The organism is Brevundimonas sp. UBA6550 (assembly GCF_002434505.1).
GTDB lineage: Bacteria > Pseudomonadota > Alphaproteobacteria > Caulobacterales > Caulobacteraceae > Brevundimonas.
Map to the genome: position 1 here is coordinate 16,237 of NZ_DJKE01000011.1, position 17,443 is coordinate 33,679.

17 protein-coding genes are annotated in these 17,443 nt (G+C 69.1%); 3 read left to right on the forward strand and 14 right to left on the reverse strand.

The window, feature by feature from the left end; genetic code table 11:
• Positions 1-5: 5 nt before the first annotated feature.
• From B3Z70_RS12870 to B3Z70_RS12925, 12 genes are all read right to left on the reverse strand, one after another.
• Complete coding sequence (locus B3Z70_RS12870) at positions 6-809, reverse strand: SDR family NAD(P)-dependent oxidoreductase (protein WP_292020638.1); 804 nt, start codon at positions 807-809, stop codon at positions 6-8.
• The gene (locus B3Z70_RS12875) at positions 809-2,353 is read right to left on the reverse strand and encodes a GMC family oxidoreductase (protein ID WP_292045709.1); all 1,545 of its coding nucleotides are present in this window, start codon (positions 2,351-2,353) and stop codon (positions 809-811) included. Before B3Z70_RS12875 ends, B3Z70_RS12870 begins: the two co-directional genes overlap by 1 nt.
• Positions 2,350-3,717: an alpha/beta hydrolase gene (locus tag B3Z70_RS12880; RefSeq protein ID WP_292045711.1), complete on the reverse strand. Its 1,368-nt coding sequence runs from the start codon at positions 3,715-3,717 to the stop codon at positions 2,350-2,352. Before B3Z70_RS12880 ends, B3Z70_RS12875 begins: the two co-directional genes overlap by 4 nt.
• Before the next feature lie 65 nt (positions 3,718-3,782).
• On the reverse strand, positions 3,783-3,968 hold the full coding sequence (locus B3Z70_RS12885) for a hypothetical protein (protein WP_292045712.1): 186 nt from the start codon (positions 3,966-3,968) through the stop codon (positions 3,783-3,785).
• A gap of 113 nt (positions 3,969-4,081) precedes the next feature.
• Complete coding sequence (locus B3Z70_RS12890; RefSeq protein WP_292045714.1) at positions 4,082-7,387, reverse strand: DEAD/DEAH box helicase; 3,306 nt, start codon at positions 7,385-7,387, stop codon at positions 4,082-4,084.
• Between the two features lie 87 nt (positions 7,388-7,474).
• On the reverse strand, positions 7,475-8,329 hold the full coding sequence (locus tag B3Z70_RS12895) for a glycosyltransferase family 2 protein (RefSeq protein WP_292045715.1): 855 nt from the start codon (positions 8,327-8,329) through the stop codon (positions 7,475-7,477).
• Positions 8,326-8,907, reverse strand: coding sequence for a class I SAM-dependent DNA methyltransferase (locus B3Z70_RS12900; RefSeq protein WP_292045716.1), 582 nt, complete (start codon positions 8,905-8,907; stop codon positions 8,326-8,328). Before B3Z70_RS12900 ends, B3Z70_RS12895 begins: the two co-directional genes overlap by 4 nt.
• Positions 8,900-9,607: a PIG-L deacetylase family protein gene (locus B3Z70_RS12905; RefSeq protein ID WP_292045718.1), complete on the reverse strand. Its 708-nt coding sequence runs from the start codon at positions 9,605-9,607 to the stop codon at positions 8,900-8,902. The genes B3Z70_RS12900 and B3Z70_RS12905 overlap by 8 nt, the downstream gene beginning before the upstream one ends.
• Complete coding sequence (locus B3Z70_RS12910; protein WP_292045720.1) at positions 9,601-10,701, reverse strand: acyl-CoA dehydrogenase family protein; 1,101 nt, start codon at positions 10,699-10,701, stop codon at positions 9,601-9,603. Before B3Z70_RS12910 ends, B3Z70_RS12905 begins: the two co-directional genes overlap by 7 nt.
• On the reverse strand, positions 10,698-11,729 hold the full coding sequence (locus tag B3Z70_RS12915; RefSeq protein WP_292045722.1) for a glycosyltransferase: 1,032 nt from the start codon (positions 11,727-11,729) through the stop codon (positions 10,698-10,700). Before B3Z70_RS12915 ends, B3Z70_RS12910 begins: the two co-directional genes overlap by 4 nt.
• Complete coding sequence (locus tag B3Z70_RS12920) at positions 11,726-12,664, reverse strand: glycosyltransferase (RefSeq protein WP_292045723.1); 939 nt, start codon at positions 12,662-12,664, stop codon at positions 11,726-11,728. The genes B3Z70_RS12915 and B3Z70_RS12920 overlap by 4 nt, the downstream gene beginning before the upstream one ends.
• Before the next feature lie 26 nt (positions 12,665-12,690).
• Positions 12,691-13,797 carry a glycosyltransferase gene (locus B3Z70_RS12925; protein ID WP_292045724.1) on the reverse strand — a complete coding sequence of 369 codons (1,107 nt, stop codon included), beginning with the start codon at positions 13,795-13,797 and terminating at the stop codon, positions 12,691-12,693.
• A 680-nt stretch (positions 13,798-14,477) separates the two neighbouring features.
• Here B3Z70_RS12925 and B3Z70_RS12930 point away from each other — a divergent pair.
• A complete protein-coding gene (locus B3Z70_RS12930; protein WP_292045725.1) occupies positions 14,478-14,714 on the forward strand; it encodes a hypothetical protein in 237 nt (78 codons plus the stop codon).
• Between the two features lies 1 nt (position 14,715).
• Positions 14,716-15,162 (forward strand): hypothetical protein, encoded by a 447-nt coding sequence (locus B3Z70_RS12935; RefSeq protein WP_292045726.1) that lies wholly within the window; start codon positions 14,716-14,718, stop codon positions 15,160-15,162.
• Positions 15,163-15,252: 90 nt separating this feature from the next.
• Here B3Z70_RS12935 and B3Z70_RS12940 read toward each other — a convergent pair whose 3' ends face one another.
• Together B3Z70_RS12940 and B3Z70_RS12945 are read right to left on the reverse strand one after the other, a co-directional pair.
• Entirely contained in the window at positions 15,253-15,693 is a 441-nt protein-coding gene (locus B3Z70_RS12940) for a DUF1810 domain-containing protein (RefSeq protein ID WP_292045727.1), read from the reverse strand.
• Positions 15,690-16,028 (reverse strand): hypothetical protein, encoded by a 339-nt coding sequence (locus B3Z70_RS12945; RefSeq protein ID WP_292045728.1) that lies wholly within the window; start codon positions 16,026-16,028, stop codon positions 15,690-15,692. Before B3Z70_RS12945 ends, B3Z70_RS12940 begins: the two co-directional genes overlap by 4 nt.
• A 324-nt stretch (positions 16,029-16,352) precedes the next feature.
• Here B3Z70_RS12945 and B3Z70_RS12950 point away from each other — a divergent pair, with 324 nt between their 5' ends.
• Positions 16,353-17,345, forward strand: coding sequence for a sensor histidine kinase (locus B3Z70_RS12950; protein ID WP_292024244.1), 993 nt, complete (start codon positions 16,353-16,355; stop codon positions 17,343-17,345).
• The last annotated feature ends 98 nt before the right edge of the window (positions 17,346-17,443 follow it).

A 17,443-nucleotide genomic window follows, 5' to 3' on the forward strand; every position in this document is an offset into this window, starting at 1 on the left:
GGCGGCTAGCCGGCGATCGTGGCGACGGACCCGGAGTCCACACGAAGACCCGCGCCGTTGATGAAGCTGGCGCGCTCCGAGCAAAGAAAGGCGACGGCCGCCGCGACCTCCTCCGGCCGGCCTCTGCGATCCAGCGTCATGCCGGGGCGCTCTTCCTTCAAGAAACTCTTGATCGTCTCGTCGAAAGTCTCGCCCCGTTCCTTGGCGCGCTTCTCCATCATGGCGTCGGTCATCGGCGTGGCGATGAAGGCGGGCGAGACCGTGTTCACCAGCACATTGTCGCAGCCGTAGGCCTTGGACAGACCCTTCGCCAGGCTGAGAATGCCGGCCTTCGAGGCGCAATAGGCCAGTTCGTCCACATAGGGCTGAACCGCATCCTCCGAGGCGAACAGGACGATCCGTCCCCAGCCCGCGCGCCGCATCGCGGGAACGGCCTGGCGGCACATCCGCACCGCGCCCATCAGATTGATGTCGAGCGTCTCCAGCCAACCGGCGTCATCGACATCCAGGAAGTCGCCGGTCGCGCCCGTCACGCCTGCCGCGTTCACATAGATGTCTGGATCGCCCAGGCGGTCTCTGACCTCCGCCCACAGACGTTCGACATCGTCAGCCTTCGTCACGTCGCCGGTCACGCCGATGCAGTCGCCCAATGCCGAAAGGTCCTGCACGGCTTCATCCAGCGTGCCGTCCGGCTTGTCGGTCAGGGCGACCCGCACGCCGGCGTCCAGCAGCAGCCGCGCCGTCTCCTTGCCCATGCCGGAATCGGCGCCGGAAATGAGCGCGATGCGCCCCTTGATCCCGAGGTCCATCAAAACTCTCCTTTTCGTTGACGGTCGAGGAAGCGATCGGCCGTGCGCAGGGCGACGGCCATGAGGGTCAAAGCCGGATTGGCCGAAAGGGCGCTCGGAAAAACCGAGTTGTCGCAGACGTACAGATTGTCGATCTCCACACTGCACCCGTTGGCGTCCACGACCGCGCCGTCCGCCTTGTTCCCCATTCGGCAGCCGCCGATCGTATGCGCCGATCGGGCCACGGCGAAGATGTCCTCCGCGCCGGCGGCCGACCAGAGATCCGTCATGACGCGCCGGGCATGGGCGTCCAGACGCCGCTCGTTCTCGCCATAGCCGAAGTCGATCCGCGCCTTGCGCAGGCCAACCGCGTCCACCTCGTCGGACAGGGTCAGGCGATTGTCGTCGGCCGGCAGACACTCCCCATTGATTCCGATGCCAGCGAGCCGGCGATAGTCGCGCAGCGTCTCCACCAGCGGCGCGCCCCACAGGCCCGCGCCCCGCGCGAAGCTCCCCGCCAGGGTGACCGGCATGACGCCGAGACTCTGGATCAGATAGCCCCCGGCGAAGTCCGCATCCGAGGGGCGCACCATCTGCTCGCTGATCAGGGACGAGGGATAGCCGCGGTTCATCGACATGTCGGCGTCGAACCGGCCCCAGACCTGGGTCGCCACATGGGTCATGAAATTCCGGCCGACCTCGCCGCCCGCATTGGCCAGGCCCCAGTTCAGCAAAAGGCGCGGCGTCTCCACGCCGCCCGCGCAGAGGAACAGCGCTCGACAGTCCAGACGATGCTCCCGCCCCTCGCGGCGGTAGACGACGGCCTTGATCCGCCCGCCGACATGGCGTTCGACGGCGACGGCGCGGGCGTCGGCGATGATGTTGGCCCCATTCGCCTGGGCGATCGGCAGGAAGCTGTTGTCCGCCCCGCCCTTGGCGCCCGTTCGACACCCCTGATGGCAGGCGCCGCAGTTGACGCAGGCCCCGCGGTGGGGCGTGGCGCCGCCCTTCCGGTCGCGCGACAGCACGGCCGCCGGCGCGTCGGCGACCGTCAGTCCGACCGCCTCGGCCCCGCGCGCCATGGCGTCCGCCGGGGCGTTGCGCCGGACGGGCGGGTAGCCGAACCGTCGCCCGCCCCAAGGATAGTCGGCCGGGCCGGAAACCCCGATCACCGCCTCGACGGTTTCGACGTAAGGCTTCAACGCCGCCCAGCCGAACGGCCAGTCCCGCCCCCGTCCGGTTTCCGAGGCGAGCGTCAGATCGCGCGGATCCGGTCGCGGGCAGAAGGCGCCCCAGTGCAGAAGCGAGCCTCCGACGCCTTGACCGGAATTGTTGGCGCCGAACGCCGTCGGGTCGCGTCCCCCGCTGAGACGTTCCTCCATCCAATAGAGATCCGCCGAGGGTTCGTCGGGCGTATGGTCCGTCGGGTCGAAGGCGGGCCCCGCCTCCAGCACGGTGACCGACAGGCCGGCCTGGGCGAGCCGCGCCGCGATCGGAGCTCCGCCCGCGCCGCTGCCGATAATGACGACGTCGGTTTCGTCGGGCGGGCTTGCGAAAGAGCTCAACGCCCCCGCTCCGTCGGCAGACGCCAGGACTCCGTCCGGTCCGCAGCGGTTTCGCCATAGCCCTGGACGGCGTCCTGACCGCCTGTGGCGAAGCCGTCGTAACCGATGCGCGCCCAGGTGGCCGGCAGCGACATCCACACGCGCGCAGCGTCAGACGCCACGTCTTCGAACCAGAGCTTCATCGCCTTCGCCGAAAGCCGCCCTGGCCCGTCCACGACATCGGCATCGCCGGTCGAGAGGGCGCGCAGGATGGCGTCTCGGCGATCCGGCCCCAAGGTCGCGAACCCGGGCGACATCGCGGCAAGCGTATCCAGGCCGCGTCGCCACGCCTCGGCGTCGGACGGCAGATCGGCGAAACGCCAACCGTCCGCCTGTCCGCTGGCCAAGCCGACATCCAAACGGCGCGCCAGAGCTTGGGGTTCGCCGACATCCGGCAGGATGCGGGCGATCACCGCCGTCAACAGGTCGCGTTGGGTCGGCGTGAGGACGCCGCCATCGGAGGGCGCGGGGCCGAAGTGGCGCTGCAGCATCGCGCGTCGGGTTCGATCCGACACCCGCTCGGACGCCATCAACCGGACAAATCGGTCCGGCAGCGCGGCCCCACCAGCCGTCTCGGCGAAGTCTCGGATCAGGACTGCGAGTGGCTCCGGTTGTTCCTGGGGGATCAGGTGCGCCGCCTTGGGCGCGACCACCACCTGGGGACACCGGAAATGAGGCGCGTTGCACCGCCGCTGCGCCGTCTCGCCCAGATCGCCGTCCTCCGCGCCGGCGACGATCAGCGCGGGATACGGAATGACGCCGGCCTGGACGGACCAATCCTCGCGCGATCCCTGGGCCAGCCATCCGCGCCAGGCGTCCGGGGACGACCGGCGGAAATCGTCGAGCGCCTGCTGGAAGGCGTCTTGCGGCAGGCCGGCGTCGGTATTGGCGTCGATGAACTGTCGCGCCCTGTCCTCGATCGTCGTGGGATCGTCGAACCAGGTCAGCATTTCCGCGCGCCGATCCTCGTCCATCGGTTCGGGCGACGGCGGCGATCCGGCGACGAGCACCACGCCGACCAACCCGCTTAAACCCGGCGCTCCATCGCGTGCGCGCGCGGCGATCAGGGTCGCGAACTTGCCGCCCATGCTGTGGCCGACGATGACCCAGAGCCCGAGATCGAGATCGGCCAGACGGCGGCAAAGATCGTCGAGCACCCCCTGCACATCGCCATAGCCTTCCCGAGCCCGGTCGCCGAACCCTGGAAGATCCATCGCGACCGTCTGCGTATCATCGGAAAACCGGGCGATGACGTCATCCCATTCGCGACGACTGGCGCCCAGGGAATGGAGGAAAACGACAGTGATGCGAGGATTTGAGCGCATTGAGACGGTGGGTTCAGAGCGGAGATGCGAGACCGCCCGCCGGCGTCGGCGGGCGGTTCGTGAGCTTAGTTCTCGGGATGACCGGCGCCCGGCTCGCTCGTCTTCGGCGCCTTGCCGTCCTCGGCGCGACCCTCATTGCGCAGGTCGCGACCTTCCTGGGCCTTGCGCTGGGCTTCGGCGCTGTCGCCGTGTTCGTTCAGCTCTTCCTTCACGAAGCCGGCGGCTTCCTTGATCTGGCCTTTGAGGCTCATGGACATTCTCCTGACCACCGCAATCCGGTGCGGTCGATCAGCGCGCCAGAACCGCAATGGCTCCCGACAAAACCAACCTCGGACGCCGAAGTCGGATGTAAGGCTTCCGGTCCTCAGGCCGCGGCGAGTTCGGTCAGAAGCCTTTCAATGAAAACCGCGTCATGGGGTCGATCGTTGGCGGCCTCCACGATGAGACGGCCGTCGGACCAGCGTCGGTCGTCGCCGTCCGGAAAGGCCGTCTCCATCTCGTGTCGGCGCGCGTCCGCGATCCGCAACGCCGTCGCCTTCGGACCCGACACGATCTCGGTGACGCCCGCGTCTCGGGCGAGCGCCGCGAGGCGACGGGCGGCGAACAGATTCTCTGCGGGGTCTGGCAGCGGCCCGAACCGATCCTCCGCCTCGTCTCGCAAGGCATCGACATCCTCAGCCGTCCCAGCGCGCGCCAGTCGGGCGTATAGATTGATGCGAACGGTCGCGTCCGGGATGTAGTCCGACGGGAAGCCCCCCGTCGCGCCGACGTTCAGACTGGGAGAGGCCTGATCAGGGTCGGGATCGCCTTTCGCCGCCGCGAGCGCGCGCGCCAGAACGGACTGATAGAGGGCCGAGCCGATCAGCCTGACGTGTCCCGCCTGGTCTTCCCCCACCAGATCGCCGCCGCCGCGCAGGTCCAGATCGCGTCCGCTGATTGCAAAACCGGCGCCGAGCCGATCCAGAGCTTCCAAGGTCTGGAGACGGGCCTCCGTCGTCGCGGCCATCGGCGCATCGGGATCCGAAAGCAGATAGGCGAAACCCTGTCGCCGCCCTCGTCCGACACGGCCGCGAAGCTGATGAAGCTGGGCCAGGCCGAAGCGATCCGGCCGCCAGATCAGCATCGTATTGGCGCGTGGCACGTCGAGGCCGGTTTCGATGATGTTCGTCGCCAGAAGCACGTCCCCCTCCCCGTCGGAGAAGCGGCTCATGACATCGTCGATCGCGGCCGGTCCCAGGTCGCCGTGCGCCGAAACCACCGACAGTTCCGGCGTCAAGGTCCTCAGACGGTCCGCCAGGGGTTCCATGTCATCGATTCTCGGCACGACCACGAAACTCTGCCCGCCGCGCGCCTTCTCCCGCATCAGCGACAGGCGGACCGCGCCCGCGTCGAACGGCGTCATGAAGGTTCGGATCGGGCGACGTCGGGCAGGCGGGCTGGCGATGAGGCTGACGTCCTGAATGCCGACCAGGGCGCTCTGCAGGGTTCTCGGGATCGGCGTGGCCGACATGGACAGCAGATGCGGCGCCTTTTGCGCCAGATCCGCCTTCATCTGGGCGCCGAAACGGTGCTCCTCGTCGATGATGACAAGCCCAAGGTTGGAAAACGCCAACCCTTCCGACGCCAAGGCCTGGGTGCCGACCACGATCCGCATGGACCCGTCCGCCAGCCCCGTCTTGACCGCCCGCGCCTCCGCAGCATCCGCCGCCCGCGACAGGTGTCCGATCTGGACGTCCTCGTCCTTGAACCGCTTCCTGAAGACCTCAAAATGCTGACGCGCCAGCACCGTCGTCGGCGCGACCACGATGACCTGCTTTCCGGCAAGAGCCACGGCCGCTGCAGCGCGCAGGGCGACTTCGGTCTTGCCGAACCCGACGTCGCCGCAGACGAGCCGGTTCATGGGCTTGCCCGAGCCGAGGTCCGTCAGGACCGCTTCAATGGCCTGCGCCTGGTCCGGCGTTTCCGGGAAGGCGAAGCCGGCGGCGAAGCGCGCGAGCGCCTGACGCGGCGGCGTGATCGGCTCGGTCCTCAAGGCCGCGCGCGCCTCGGCCCGGGCGGAAAGCGCCGCCGCGGCCTCGTCGATCTGGGCGCTGACCTTGGCGCGACGCTTGAGCCAGCCCTGGGTGTTCAGTCGATCCAGCGACACCGCGTCCGGCTCCGAGCCGTAACGCCAGATTTTGCCGAACTCCTCGATCGGCGCGAGGATCGCGCCGCCGCCGTGATATTCAATGCGCAGGACGTCGCGCGCCTCGCCCTCGGCGACGACGCCTTCCAGCGCCTTCAGCACGCCCAGGCCATGGTCTTCATGGATGACCACATCGCCCAGCCGAAGTTCGGTGTCCCCGAAGGCGTCGATCGCGCCGAAGGACCCGCGCGCGATGCGGCCGCCGAAAATATCCGAGGGCGTCAGGACGACAAGACCGGCGGCGGACTGCCGGAAACCTGTGTCCAGATCGGCGGTCACGACGGCGATCTGCCCGGGCTGCAATGGGGCGATCGCGCTCCAGTTCTCCAGCACCGCGGGGGCATCGATACCGTGGCGGCGCAGCAGGCGCAGGATGATCCTGTGCTCGTGAGGCAATCCCGTCAGGACGATGCGATCGCCCGCCTCGCGCCGCTCGGCGATGAACTGTTTCAGGGCCCGCCCTGGCGACTTCTCAAGCGCGAAGGCCGGCGTCGGGGCCCACCCCTCGACGCTCAAGGACTTGGCGCCGTCCAACGCCTGACGAAGGTCCTTCTTCGTCAAGTAGAGGCTGTCAGGCTTAGGAGGCCGTACGCCCTCGCTGAACCGCAGGCGCGTGTCATAAGCTTCGGCCACATGCGCGCGAATGCGTTCGAACCGATCCTCGACGCCCACGTCCGTCAGGATCGTGGCATTGTCTAGAAAGTCGAACAGGGTCGTCGAGGTCTCAGCATCGATCGACGGCCCCGTGTCCTGACCATCGGGATCGTCATCCTCGGACAACCGGTCGCTCCACTCTGCAGCCGGGGTCAGGCAGATCGTCTCAATCTCGGCGCCCCGGCGCTGCGATACGGGATCGAAGGCGTGGATCTCGGTGATCCGGTCCGCCTCATCCACCGCGATGCGATAAGGCGTTGCAGACGCGGGCGGAAAGACGTCGACCACCGCGCCGAGCAAAGCGTACTCGCCAGGTTCGTCGACCCGCTCATCCGCCGCATAGCCCGTATCCGTCAGAAACGATTCCAAGGCTTCGCGATCCAGCGCCTCGCCCGCCGAGAGCGATAAGCGGGCCTTGATCCGATCACGCGACGGCGTCCGTTGCACGATCGCATCGGGCGAGGCGACCAGGAATACGGGGCTGGCGCTGGCGTCGTTCAGAGCGGCCAAGACCGCCATCCGCCGCCCCATGCTTTCTCGAGAGGGCGCGGCGCGGTCATAGGGCAGGCAGTCCCAGGGCGGCAAAACCAACACCTCGGCGTCCTTCACCATCGGCGAGATTGCGGCTGCAATCTCATCGGCGCGACGTTCGCTGGTCGCGATGAACACCAGGGCCTGCGAGCGCTTTGCCGTCATCTCTACAAGTCCGGCCGCCACGGCCGCCGCCGGCATTTTCCAGCGCTTGCCGTCGTCCGTCTGGGGGGCTGGACCATCGACCAGGACTTGCTGGCCCGTGGCGGAAAGATCGGTCTCGGCGGGTGACGATTTCATCCTCGCTCAACCCCAAGGCCGGCCGAGGGTTGCGCCCGCTTTCGTACCCCGACCTGTCATTTCAGCCGGCAGCGCGACGGAGCCGCCTCAGAAGGGATTCGCAGGGTCTTTTCGTGCGGCGGCGATTTCGGTCGGCGTGGGCTCGCGGCGGATGGTCAACCCGTCCGGCGACCAATCAACCAGCCCGAGTTCCGCCATGGCCCTCAGCCAACCGTCCATCGGCCAGATCGACCAGGCGCTGTGGAAGCGAACAGCGTTGGCGATCAGGGCGTGGAAGTGCTGCAGAGGCGGATCATAGCCCTCATGGTGCTGGTGGAAGACCGGCGCGCCGCCGGCGAAGAGGAGCGGCAGCCCAGCTCGCGCGATGCGAAAGCCCAGGTCGGTGTCTTCCGCGCCGTAGCCGACATAGGTCTCGTCGAATCCGCCAATGCGATCGAAGGTCGAGCGACGGAGCGCGAAAGCCAGAGACCAGAACAGGCCGGGATTGCGCTCAAGGCTTTCGCCTTCTTGCGGAAAGGGGCGCACGGGGTGGGGCCGGCCGGCCGTCTTCAGGTCCGTGATCGAGAGCGGTCCGGACGGGATGGCGCCGGCGGGTAGGTAGAGCACCTCCGGACAGACGACGGCGTCATGCTCGGCGAGCAAGGCCTGCATCCGGCCGCAAACTGCCGACGACACGATGCAGTCCACATCCAGAAACAGCAGGATATCGCCTGAGGCCAGGGCGGCCGCCAGATTTCGGGCGGCGGCCAGAGGCAAGGCGTCGCCGGCCAGACGTTCGATGCGGACCGGAAAGTCCAGAGTCGGCAGCGTCACGGGCGCATCGCTCATGTCGATGACGATCAATTCGTCAGGCGGCGAGGCGCTGAGGGTCAATCCCTCGACCAGACGGTCCAGATGCGCTTGCCTGTTGCGAACCAGCGTGAGAGCGGACAGCGTCGTCATCGGCGGCTCCACAAATCCAGACGATAGTTCGGATGCCGTTCGGCGAGATCCACGTTCATGACAGCCGACAATCCAAGCCAGAGGCGTCCCACGGCGTCGTCGGCGGTCTGGGGATAGTCGGTCTCGCCGGTCCAGTGCACGAGGAGAACGCGTCCGCCCCCAACCAGGGTCTCGGCGATGCGGCGCGCCGCCAAGTCGAGGTCGGCGTCGCTCCAGTAGTAGGCCACTTCGGACAGGACCACGAGGTCCAGGCCCGGCACAACCGGACAGTCGTGGGGAAAGGCGGCGACCTCGAACCGGACGTTCGGCCGTCCCGACAGACGCTGTCGCGCCCGCGCAAGCGCGGTCGGGCTGATGTCGATCGCCACCAGATGATCGCAGACCGCACTGAGCCGCTCGGTCAGGACGCCGCCCGCACAGCCGACCTCGAGCGCAAAAGCCGCTCGCCGCGCCGACAGAGCGGCCAGGGTGCGGTCGAACTTGGCCGCCTCATAAGGGCTGGAGGCCAGATCCCATGGGTCGGCGTCCCCGGCGAAGATGCCCTCGAAATAGGCTGCGGGAAGCGAGGGTTCAGCCATAGGCGTTGCGCCGATACAGGGTGTCCGAGGCGGCGCTCAGCCTCTTGTCCGTCTCGAGACGGAACCCCCGGCCGAACCTCGGCGTCAACTGGCTTTGATGGGCCGACAAGGCATAGGCCCGAAGGCCGGCGCTCAACGGTCGTGTCGTGATCCGCACCCTCGCTCCGGACGAACCCTCCCCCCAGACCGCGTAGTCGAACACCGCCACCCGCCGACGGGCCCTCTCCGCCGCGTGGCGCGCGAGCCGGGCCGCGGCCTGATGATCGCAATGGGGGTCGTCCGGCCCTGTGACGGCGATCGCATCCACGCGCCGCTCCCGGCACAGCGTGGCGAGGCGACGCGCGGTCGCCTCGAACACCGGACTTCCGGGGGGGGCAGGCCGGGCGTCCCTCCAATCCAGAAAGACCGGCGACAAGGCCGCCGCCCCCGCCAGACGTCGGACGGCGCGACCCTCCTCCAGGCGTCGGAGCCGGACCAACCGGGCGCGCGAGGCCGTGTCGGGGTGATCGTGCGAGCCCGCGCCGTCGGTGAGGACCACGACCCCCGCCAGGCGTCCAGTCTCGGCGGCTTGACGGATAAGAGCGCCGGCGCCCAGCGTCTCGTCGTCGGCGTGCGGCGCGATGATCAGCCAACGCGCGGATCGCCAGGGCGAGCGTTCCAGCGCCAGGGTCGCCAGCCGGCCGGATTTGGGGGTCACCATAGGGCGTCGCCCTCGCCCCAGAGATCGCGGTCCAGCCAGGTTCTCGCCGCCTGGTCCTTGGCATGGTCCGGTCCGGCCTGCCTCAGATAGAGGCTCAGATCGCGGGTGATCTTGTCGACCCGCTCCCCGTCGAAGGCGCTCCGCGTCCCCACCGCCCGCGCCGCCAACTCCATGACATCCAGGGCGCTGCGTTCTACGACGCCGCGCGTGGCGCGTGCGAAATCCTCGGCGTCCGGCGCTTCGGACGCCGCCCGCCTTGCGGCTTCGCGGACCCAGAGCCAGGCCGTTCGCGCGGCCACGACCGCATCGGCGAAGCGCGCGCGCTGGATCGGATCGCCCCGCGCCGCCTCGGACAGGGCCTCGCGGAGCGCCAGGACGAGGCCTTCGATTCCGCCCAGCTGCACCGCCGTGAACCGCCATGCCCCGGCCGTGAAGCGGGGCTCGCGATCGTAATCGCCCGGACGTCCCAGCCGCTGTTCGGGCTCGATCTTCAACCCGGTCAGATCGTAACGCCCGCTGGTCGTCGCGCGCATGCCGCGCACGCGCCAGCCGCTGAGGTCGGCGCGCGCCGCCTCATCCGCCGCAACGATGATCAGTTGGCGTTCGCCCTGCTCGGGTTGGGCGGTGACGACCGCATGGCGCAAGCCGCCCGCGCCCGTGGCGAACATCTTGGCGCCGTGCAGGCGATCGCCGATGAGACGGACGCCCGGCGGCGGCTCCGTCGCCCAGACGCCGAACCAACCGCCTCGCGCCAGAACGGCGCCGAGCCAGGCCTTCTGGCGGGGGTCGCCATACCAATCGAACAGCGCCAGGGCGTTCACATGGCCTTCGAAGAGCCGACCGACGCTGAGATCGGCCCGACCCACGCACCGCAAGGCGTCCATCAGGGCAAGCGCCTTGTCGGCCGGTCCGTCGTAGGCCGTCCCGCCGCTTTCCACCGGTGCGAAACGTCGGCCCCAGCCCTCGCGTGCGAGCAGGGCCAGGCTCTCGACGGGATAATGCGGCGAGGCGTCGTAACGCGCGCCGAGATCGGCCAGCTGGCCTTCGAGGTCGATCGACGTCGCGCGGCTGACTTCTCGGGTCTCTTGGCTCACGTCCGGCCTCGCAGATCCGACGCAAGGCCGAGGAGCCAGTCGCCGGCCGCCTTCAACCCCTCGCCCGTAACGGCCTGCCGGTCGCATGCCCGCAGGGCCAGACTGTCCTGAAGGATCGCCGGCCATCGTGACGCCTCCGGCCAGTGGTCGAGCACGATCGCCGCGCCGGCGCGCGCCAGGGCGGCGGCCTTGGTCACCTGCTCGCCGTAGGCGCGCGGCTCGGGCAGGCAGATGAACGGCTTGCCCGCCGCGATCACCGCATTCACCAGACCATCGCCGGCCGCGCCCACCACGATCTCGACCTTGTCCATCTCCTCGGCCACGTTCTCGATCCAGCCGCGAAGCTGGAGGTTCGGCGGAAGGACGGGGGGCGAGGTGATGGGGCCGACGCCGGTCCACCGTCTGTCGGGCGTCATGGCGGCGGCCTCGGCCAGACGCGCGCCGTCCAGCGGCCGCCCTCCCCGGCCGTGGACGACCAGGACGCCCGAGCCTTGCCGGCGACCGGAGGCGTCTCGGGGCGCGACATAATGCGTCTTTTGTCGAACCCAGTCCGGCGCGAGGCTGTCGAGCGTTTCGTGGAAGGGCGCGAGGAGAGCCGCCGCGCCCCGGAAGGCGTCGAGGTGGGCGGGGTCGGACCGATCGCCCGACAGCCGGACATAGACGACGGGCGTGGAGCAGAGCCGCGCCAACATCGCCATCTCCACCGAGACATCGATCACGACGAGCGCCGGCGACGTTCTGGCGATCCAGCCGGCGAAACGGGCCGCCCGCGCCCGGACCCCGGGATGATGATAGGGCGCATAGTGCAGGGCGTCGGGTCTCGCCGAGGTGTCGTCTCGGCCGGAGAAGACGTCGTCCGCATCGGGTCGATCATCGTCCAGGTCGATGCTGGCGACGCCCGGCGTGCGTCCCGTCAAACCGGTGCCGAGCAGGACGAACCGGTCCGGCGCAGCCGAGGCGATCTCAAGCGCCCGCTGGCGATGCCCGTCGCCCTGATGATGGACGTAGTAGCCGATCAAACCGCTCATTCGACGCCTGCATGACGCCGGCCTGCATCGGCGCGGTCGGCCCAGGACCGCAGATCCAGATCGAGCGGCATCGGCGCCAGCTGGGCCTCGAGACGGGACAAACCCTGATCGCCTCCGGCGCGGGCGCGCTGAGCGTGTCGCCAGGCCGCTCTCTGCCGCCAGTGCCGGAAGTCCGGCGCCAGGATCGGATCGCCGTCACGCGCCTGGACGAAAAGGCGCGCCATGTGGTCGGCCATGCCGGCGGCGGCGCGCCCGGTCAGGCGTGGCGAGACCCGCGTCCAGACCGAGAGGGGATGGACAAGCCGCGCGCCCTGGGCCTGCGCCGCGATCACAAGCCCCCGATCCTCCCCCGTCGGCAGTTCGGGCACGCCGCCGGCCTGCCGATAGGCTTCGGCGGTGAGGGCGAGACTGGCGCCGGTATGGTCGCCATGGCGCGGCGACGGATCGAACGGCGACGGGTCAAGGTCGTCCTCGATGGCGCGGACGGCGGCCCAATAGGCGTCCCAAAGCTGCTGCAAGGCGACCATTGATCGCGGGAGGTCTTCGGCCTCGTCGATCACCAGCCGTCCGCCGACCATGTCCGCGCCGGCGGCGAGGGCGGCGAGATTGGCGGATAACCAGGTCCGCGGCGGACGGGCGTCGGCGTCCGTCGAGATCAGAACGCCGCTGGGCGCCGATCCCAAACGCGCAAGACCGGCGTCCATGGCCGCGCGCCGCGCCGCGCCGGCGTGGGCGCGATGGGGCGCAAACCAGTCCACATCGACGCGGATGTCCAGCCGGTCCCGCCAGCGGTCCGCCGCCTGCTGGACGACCTCGACCGAACCATCGGCGGAATTATTGATGCAGAGGGCGACGGCTATGGGTCCGCGATGATCCTGGGCCGCAAGCGCCGCGAGCAGGATGGGAAGACGCCGCTGTTCGTTGCGGGCGGGCACGCAAACGCAAAAAGGCACAGACGACGTCATGCGATCAGGCGGTGCTCGACGGCGTCATTGGCGCGTACGGCCGAGGCGGGATGCGTCTCGAGAAGCTCGACATAAAGCTGCTCGTAGGCGTCGACCATGCGTCTCATGTCGCAGGCCGCTTCCGCCCTGGCGCGACAGGCCGACCGGGACAGACCGATCGCCTCCATGATCGCGCGCGCCAAATCCTCGACGTCGTCGGCTCGGGCCAAGGCGCCGCAGTCTTCGGTGAGGATATCGGGAATGGCGCCGCGGGCGAAGGCGGCGACAGGCGTGCCGCACGCCAGGGCTTCCGCCACCACCAGCCCATAGGGTTCATCCCAACGCGGCGTGCAGACGAAGGCGGCGGCCTTTCCGATCTCTCGCGACAGGGCGTCATGATCCAGGTGACCCAGATAGAGGGTGTTCGAGGTCAACCGCGGCGCAATCTCGGCGGCGAAATAGGCCTCGTCCAGAATGGGACCTGCAAACCGGAGGGGAATTCCGGTGCGCGCGGCGGCGTCGAGCGCCAGATGAAGTCCTTTTTCCGGGACGATCCTGCCGAACCAGATCAGATGGGGCGGTTCATCGACGCGGTCGCGCCAGGCGAAGCGCTGGAGATCGATCCCGTTGGGAATGACCCGATCGATGGCGCGGACGTGACTCCATTGTCGGCGCATGGCCTCCGACACGCTGACGAACCGCGCCATCGGCGCACGCGCCTCGCGGATCCCGCTCTCCAGCCAGCAAAAGGGCGGCGTATGCAGGGTGGTGACCATGGGCATCGGCAGGGTCTCGGCCATCGAGACCGGGAGATAGTGCAGGCTGTTGTTATGGATGATGTCGAAGGCGCTGCGCCGAAGCCGACCCATCAGGGAGAGATAGGCGTGATGCTCCTTGAAGAAGGCGACATCGCCCGCCTCGGCGGTGCCGACTTTCGAGATTTCCGTCTGATCGCAGACGGCTTCGAGACCCAGCGCCGGGTCGGAGTGCGTGGCTGCGAAGAGGGTGACCGCATGCCCCTTCTTGCGCAGTTGCTGACAGAGGAGATGGGTGTGCATTTCGAGGCCGCCCGCAAAGGGCTCGGCGATCGGATATTTGAGATGGGCGATAACGCCGATGCGCATCAATGCCGTCCGTGACCGACAACCCGATCCCCCTCGGATCGGTCCATGGCGTTACGCCTGGGTGTCAAAGTCGATGACCGGCGGTTGGTTCCTGTGTGCGGTTCCGCTCCCGACGTCGACGAGCCTGGGGTTGGGGGCGCGTCTCGGGCGATGTTTGCGGTGTCCAACGGTGTCCAGGATCGACCTGGAATGACCGACGCCGACCCGTTCCGCGCCCGCCGCGCGCCAAGACGGCGACGGCGGGCGTTTTCAGAGCAGGACGCGCGAGAGCGCCAACGGCCGCATCGGATCCTCCGGCGACCTTCACCCCTCCACTGGACGCCGTCGCCGCAACGGATGTGGGCGAAAGGCCCTTGTCAGCCGGACGCCATTGACCTCAAGTTGCGCCCCAACACGGTGCGCACCAACAGGAGCAATCCTGTTACAGGGAGACGGTGAATGACGCACGCAATGGCGGAAGGGTTCGACCAGGCGCGGCGCAGGACCGAGGGTCCGGACTCCAGCGATCAAAGTCGGCGGATGCGATCCGTCGAACGCGAACGCCGGCAAGCCTTTCCGACCGTCATCGTGGTCGGCCAGGGGGCGGCGACCGACGTCGATGCGCGGTTCCGGGAATTCCGTTCTCATCCACGGCCGGTCAGGACGCGCGGCTCGAAAACGGGGCGCGGGGAGGACTGACGATGGCCACGCGAAAGACCCTCATCCGATCGCGGGCCGGGGTCCGCCTCCAGCGCATCGAGCAGTTCGCCCGACATCAGGTCGTGCAGGCGTCCTGGCGGGTCTCGACGCTGCGCCAGAGCCCCGCGCGCCTCTTTGCGGACGCGGTCGAGGCCGAGGACGCCTTCGACATGGAGGTGATCGCCGCCTTGACCGATCCCGTCATCCTCGACATGCAGCGGCGGGGACTGATCGACTGATATGGCCGCCAAGTTGAAGGTGTTCACCTGGTCCGACGGCTTCCACGCCTTCACCGTCGCCACGACGTCGCGACCGAAGGCGCTTGAAGCCTGGGGCTCCAGGCAGGACCTTTTCGCGACCGGCCTCGCCCGCCCCCTCACGGGCGGTCCCGACTATGACGCCGCCCTGGCCGCCCCGGGCGAGGTCGTCGCGCGCGGTCTTGCGATCGATGTCGGCAAGATCGGCAAGGCCAAACGGGTCAAGACGCGCGTGCCGTCGAAGGCGAAGGCCGCCAGGATCGAAAAACTGGACGCTGCGCTCGCCGATCTGGACCAGCACCACCAGGCCGCCCTGGCCGATTTCGAGACTCGACAGGCCGCGCTGGATGCGGCGCGGCGGGAGGCGGAGGCCCGCTATGCGGCCGAGCGCCAAACCCTGTCTGGGGATTTGAAGGCGGCCAGGGGCTGAGGGGAGATTTCGCCGCCAGCGTTCCGCCCCCACGCCATCGGGGATGGGACGGACGCTTTGCGCTCGTCCGTGGGCGATCTCGCGGCGCGATCAAAGGCGATCCGGCCCCGTCCGGGCTGACGCCACCAGGTCCAGCGTCAGGGGGTCGGGCGGCGACGCCCAGCGGGCGAGCGCTGTCTCGAACACGCTCGGATCGGCCGCCACGGCGGCGAAGAGCGTCATCGACGAGCGGAATTTGAGATCGTCGGGCGATCCGAAAAGCAGTCGGATCGAGACCGCCGGAGCCGCCGTCGCCGCTTCGGCGGCGCGCACGAGCCGTTCGCCCAGCAGAGGATGGGCCAGATAGGCGCGGGTCTCGTCCAGGGAGCCGAGCCCGTAGAAGAGGGCGGTCGAGGACCGCCCCAGGGACCGGGCCTGGGGGAAGACGAACCACATCCAATGGCTCGCCTTGCGGCCGGCGGCGAGTTCGGCCATCGCCGTTTCGAACACCGGGTCCTGCGCCGCGACGAACCGTTGCAGACCCGCCGTCATGCGCCTGTCTCGCCGAGGCCTTCGAACCAGGCGGCGTAAGGCGTGTTGCGCGCCATGTGACGATTGAGATCGCGCGCCCCGTCCGTCCACCACACCGGACCCCGTTCGCCGAGGCCGACCTTGGCCGCATCGACGGCCCGCCGCGCCGTCGCCAGGGCGTCGGCGTCCGCTTTCGCCAGGGCCGCGCGCACCGCCCGGCGCGCCGTCATCAGGTCGCGGACGAGACGGTCCCGCGCCTGGGCCGAGAGACGGGGATCGGCGCAGCGCCAGAGGCGGCCCCGCACCACGAAATACCGACCGTCGGGGGTGGTGGGATAGGACGAAGACCGTGTCATCCTCCGACAACGCCCGGGGCGCGCGATGGCGCCGCCCACAGACCCGTCCGGAACGACGCTCCGATCCGGCTTGCCCCGCCTGCGGCCGAATCAGAGCCAACAGGGACGACGACGTCGTAAGCCTGATCGCGTCCTCAGCCCCCTGATGCTTTCACGCGATCCGCGCCGAGATCGCCCGGATCGACGCGGGCCGTCTCGCATTTCGAATGCGTCGTCGCCCGCTCTTCCACCGGGCGGCCTCTGGCGCCGGTTAAAGGCTGGACACCGCTGACACGCTCTGGAAGGGAGAGGGTTCCGTCGCCCTCGCGCCGGGCGAGGGACGCCATGCCGAAAGACCTGTTCAGACCCTCTCGCCTGCGCGGGTATGCGCTCGCCATCGCCGCCTGGGGTCTGGCCTTCGCAATCCGATACGGCCTGGCCCACTGGTTTCCGCCCGGGTTTCCGTATCTGACCTTCTTTCCCGCCGTGGTCCTGGTGGCCTACTACGCCGGCCTGAGGCCCGCGATCCTGACGGCGGTTCTGTCGGGTCTGACCGCCTGGTGGTTCTGGATCGGCCCCACCGGGTTCGACCTCGGCCTGGCGACGATGGTGGCGCTGGGCTTCTACGTCTTCGTGGTCGCGGTCGACATCTTCTTCATCGTGGGCATGGACGGAGCCCGTCGGCGACTGGCCGTCGAGGTCGAGCGCAGCGCCGCCCTGGCGGAGAGCCGCAACCTCTTGATGAAGGAGGTTCAGCATCGGGTCTCCAACAACCTCCAGGTCGTCAGCGCCCTCCTGGCCATCGAAGCGCGCGGCGCGCCCGACGCCGCGTCGCGCAAGGCCATTCTCGAGGCGTCGACGCGCACCGCCCTGATCGCCGGCCTCCAGCGACGGCTGGCGGGGGTGGAGGGCCGGGAACCCGACTTCGGCGAACTGGCGCGCACGGTGGCGGCCGACGCCCTGCAGGCGGCTGGTCGCACCGACGTGACCGTGGAGGTGGCCGGCGACGCCATCGTCCTGTCCGCCGACGAGGCGACCCCGGTGATCCTGATCCTCCTCGAGAGCGTCAACAACGCCCTCGAACACGCCTTTCCCGATCGCCCGGGCCGCATCGCCGTCACGCTTCGCGACGAGGGCGCCCTGCGCCTTCTCGCCGTCGCCGACGACGGGCGCGGTTTGCCGGACGGCTTCTCGGCCGACGCGGCGAACAGCCTGGGCCTGCGCATCATTCGCGGCCTGGCGCAGCAACTGCAGGGCCGCTGGACGCTGGAGCGCCGACCGGTCGGCGCGGTGTCAGAACTGACCTACCCACGGCCGGGGTCCGCCGCCCCGGCATGAGCGCGATGCGGCCCTTTCCGGCCCGCGACGTCCCCCGAGACCTGCCTGAGACCTGCCCGAGACCTGCCCGAGACCTGCCTGAGACCAGCCCGAGACCT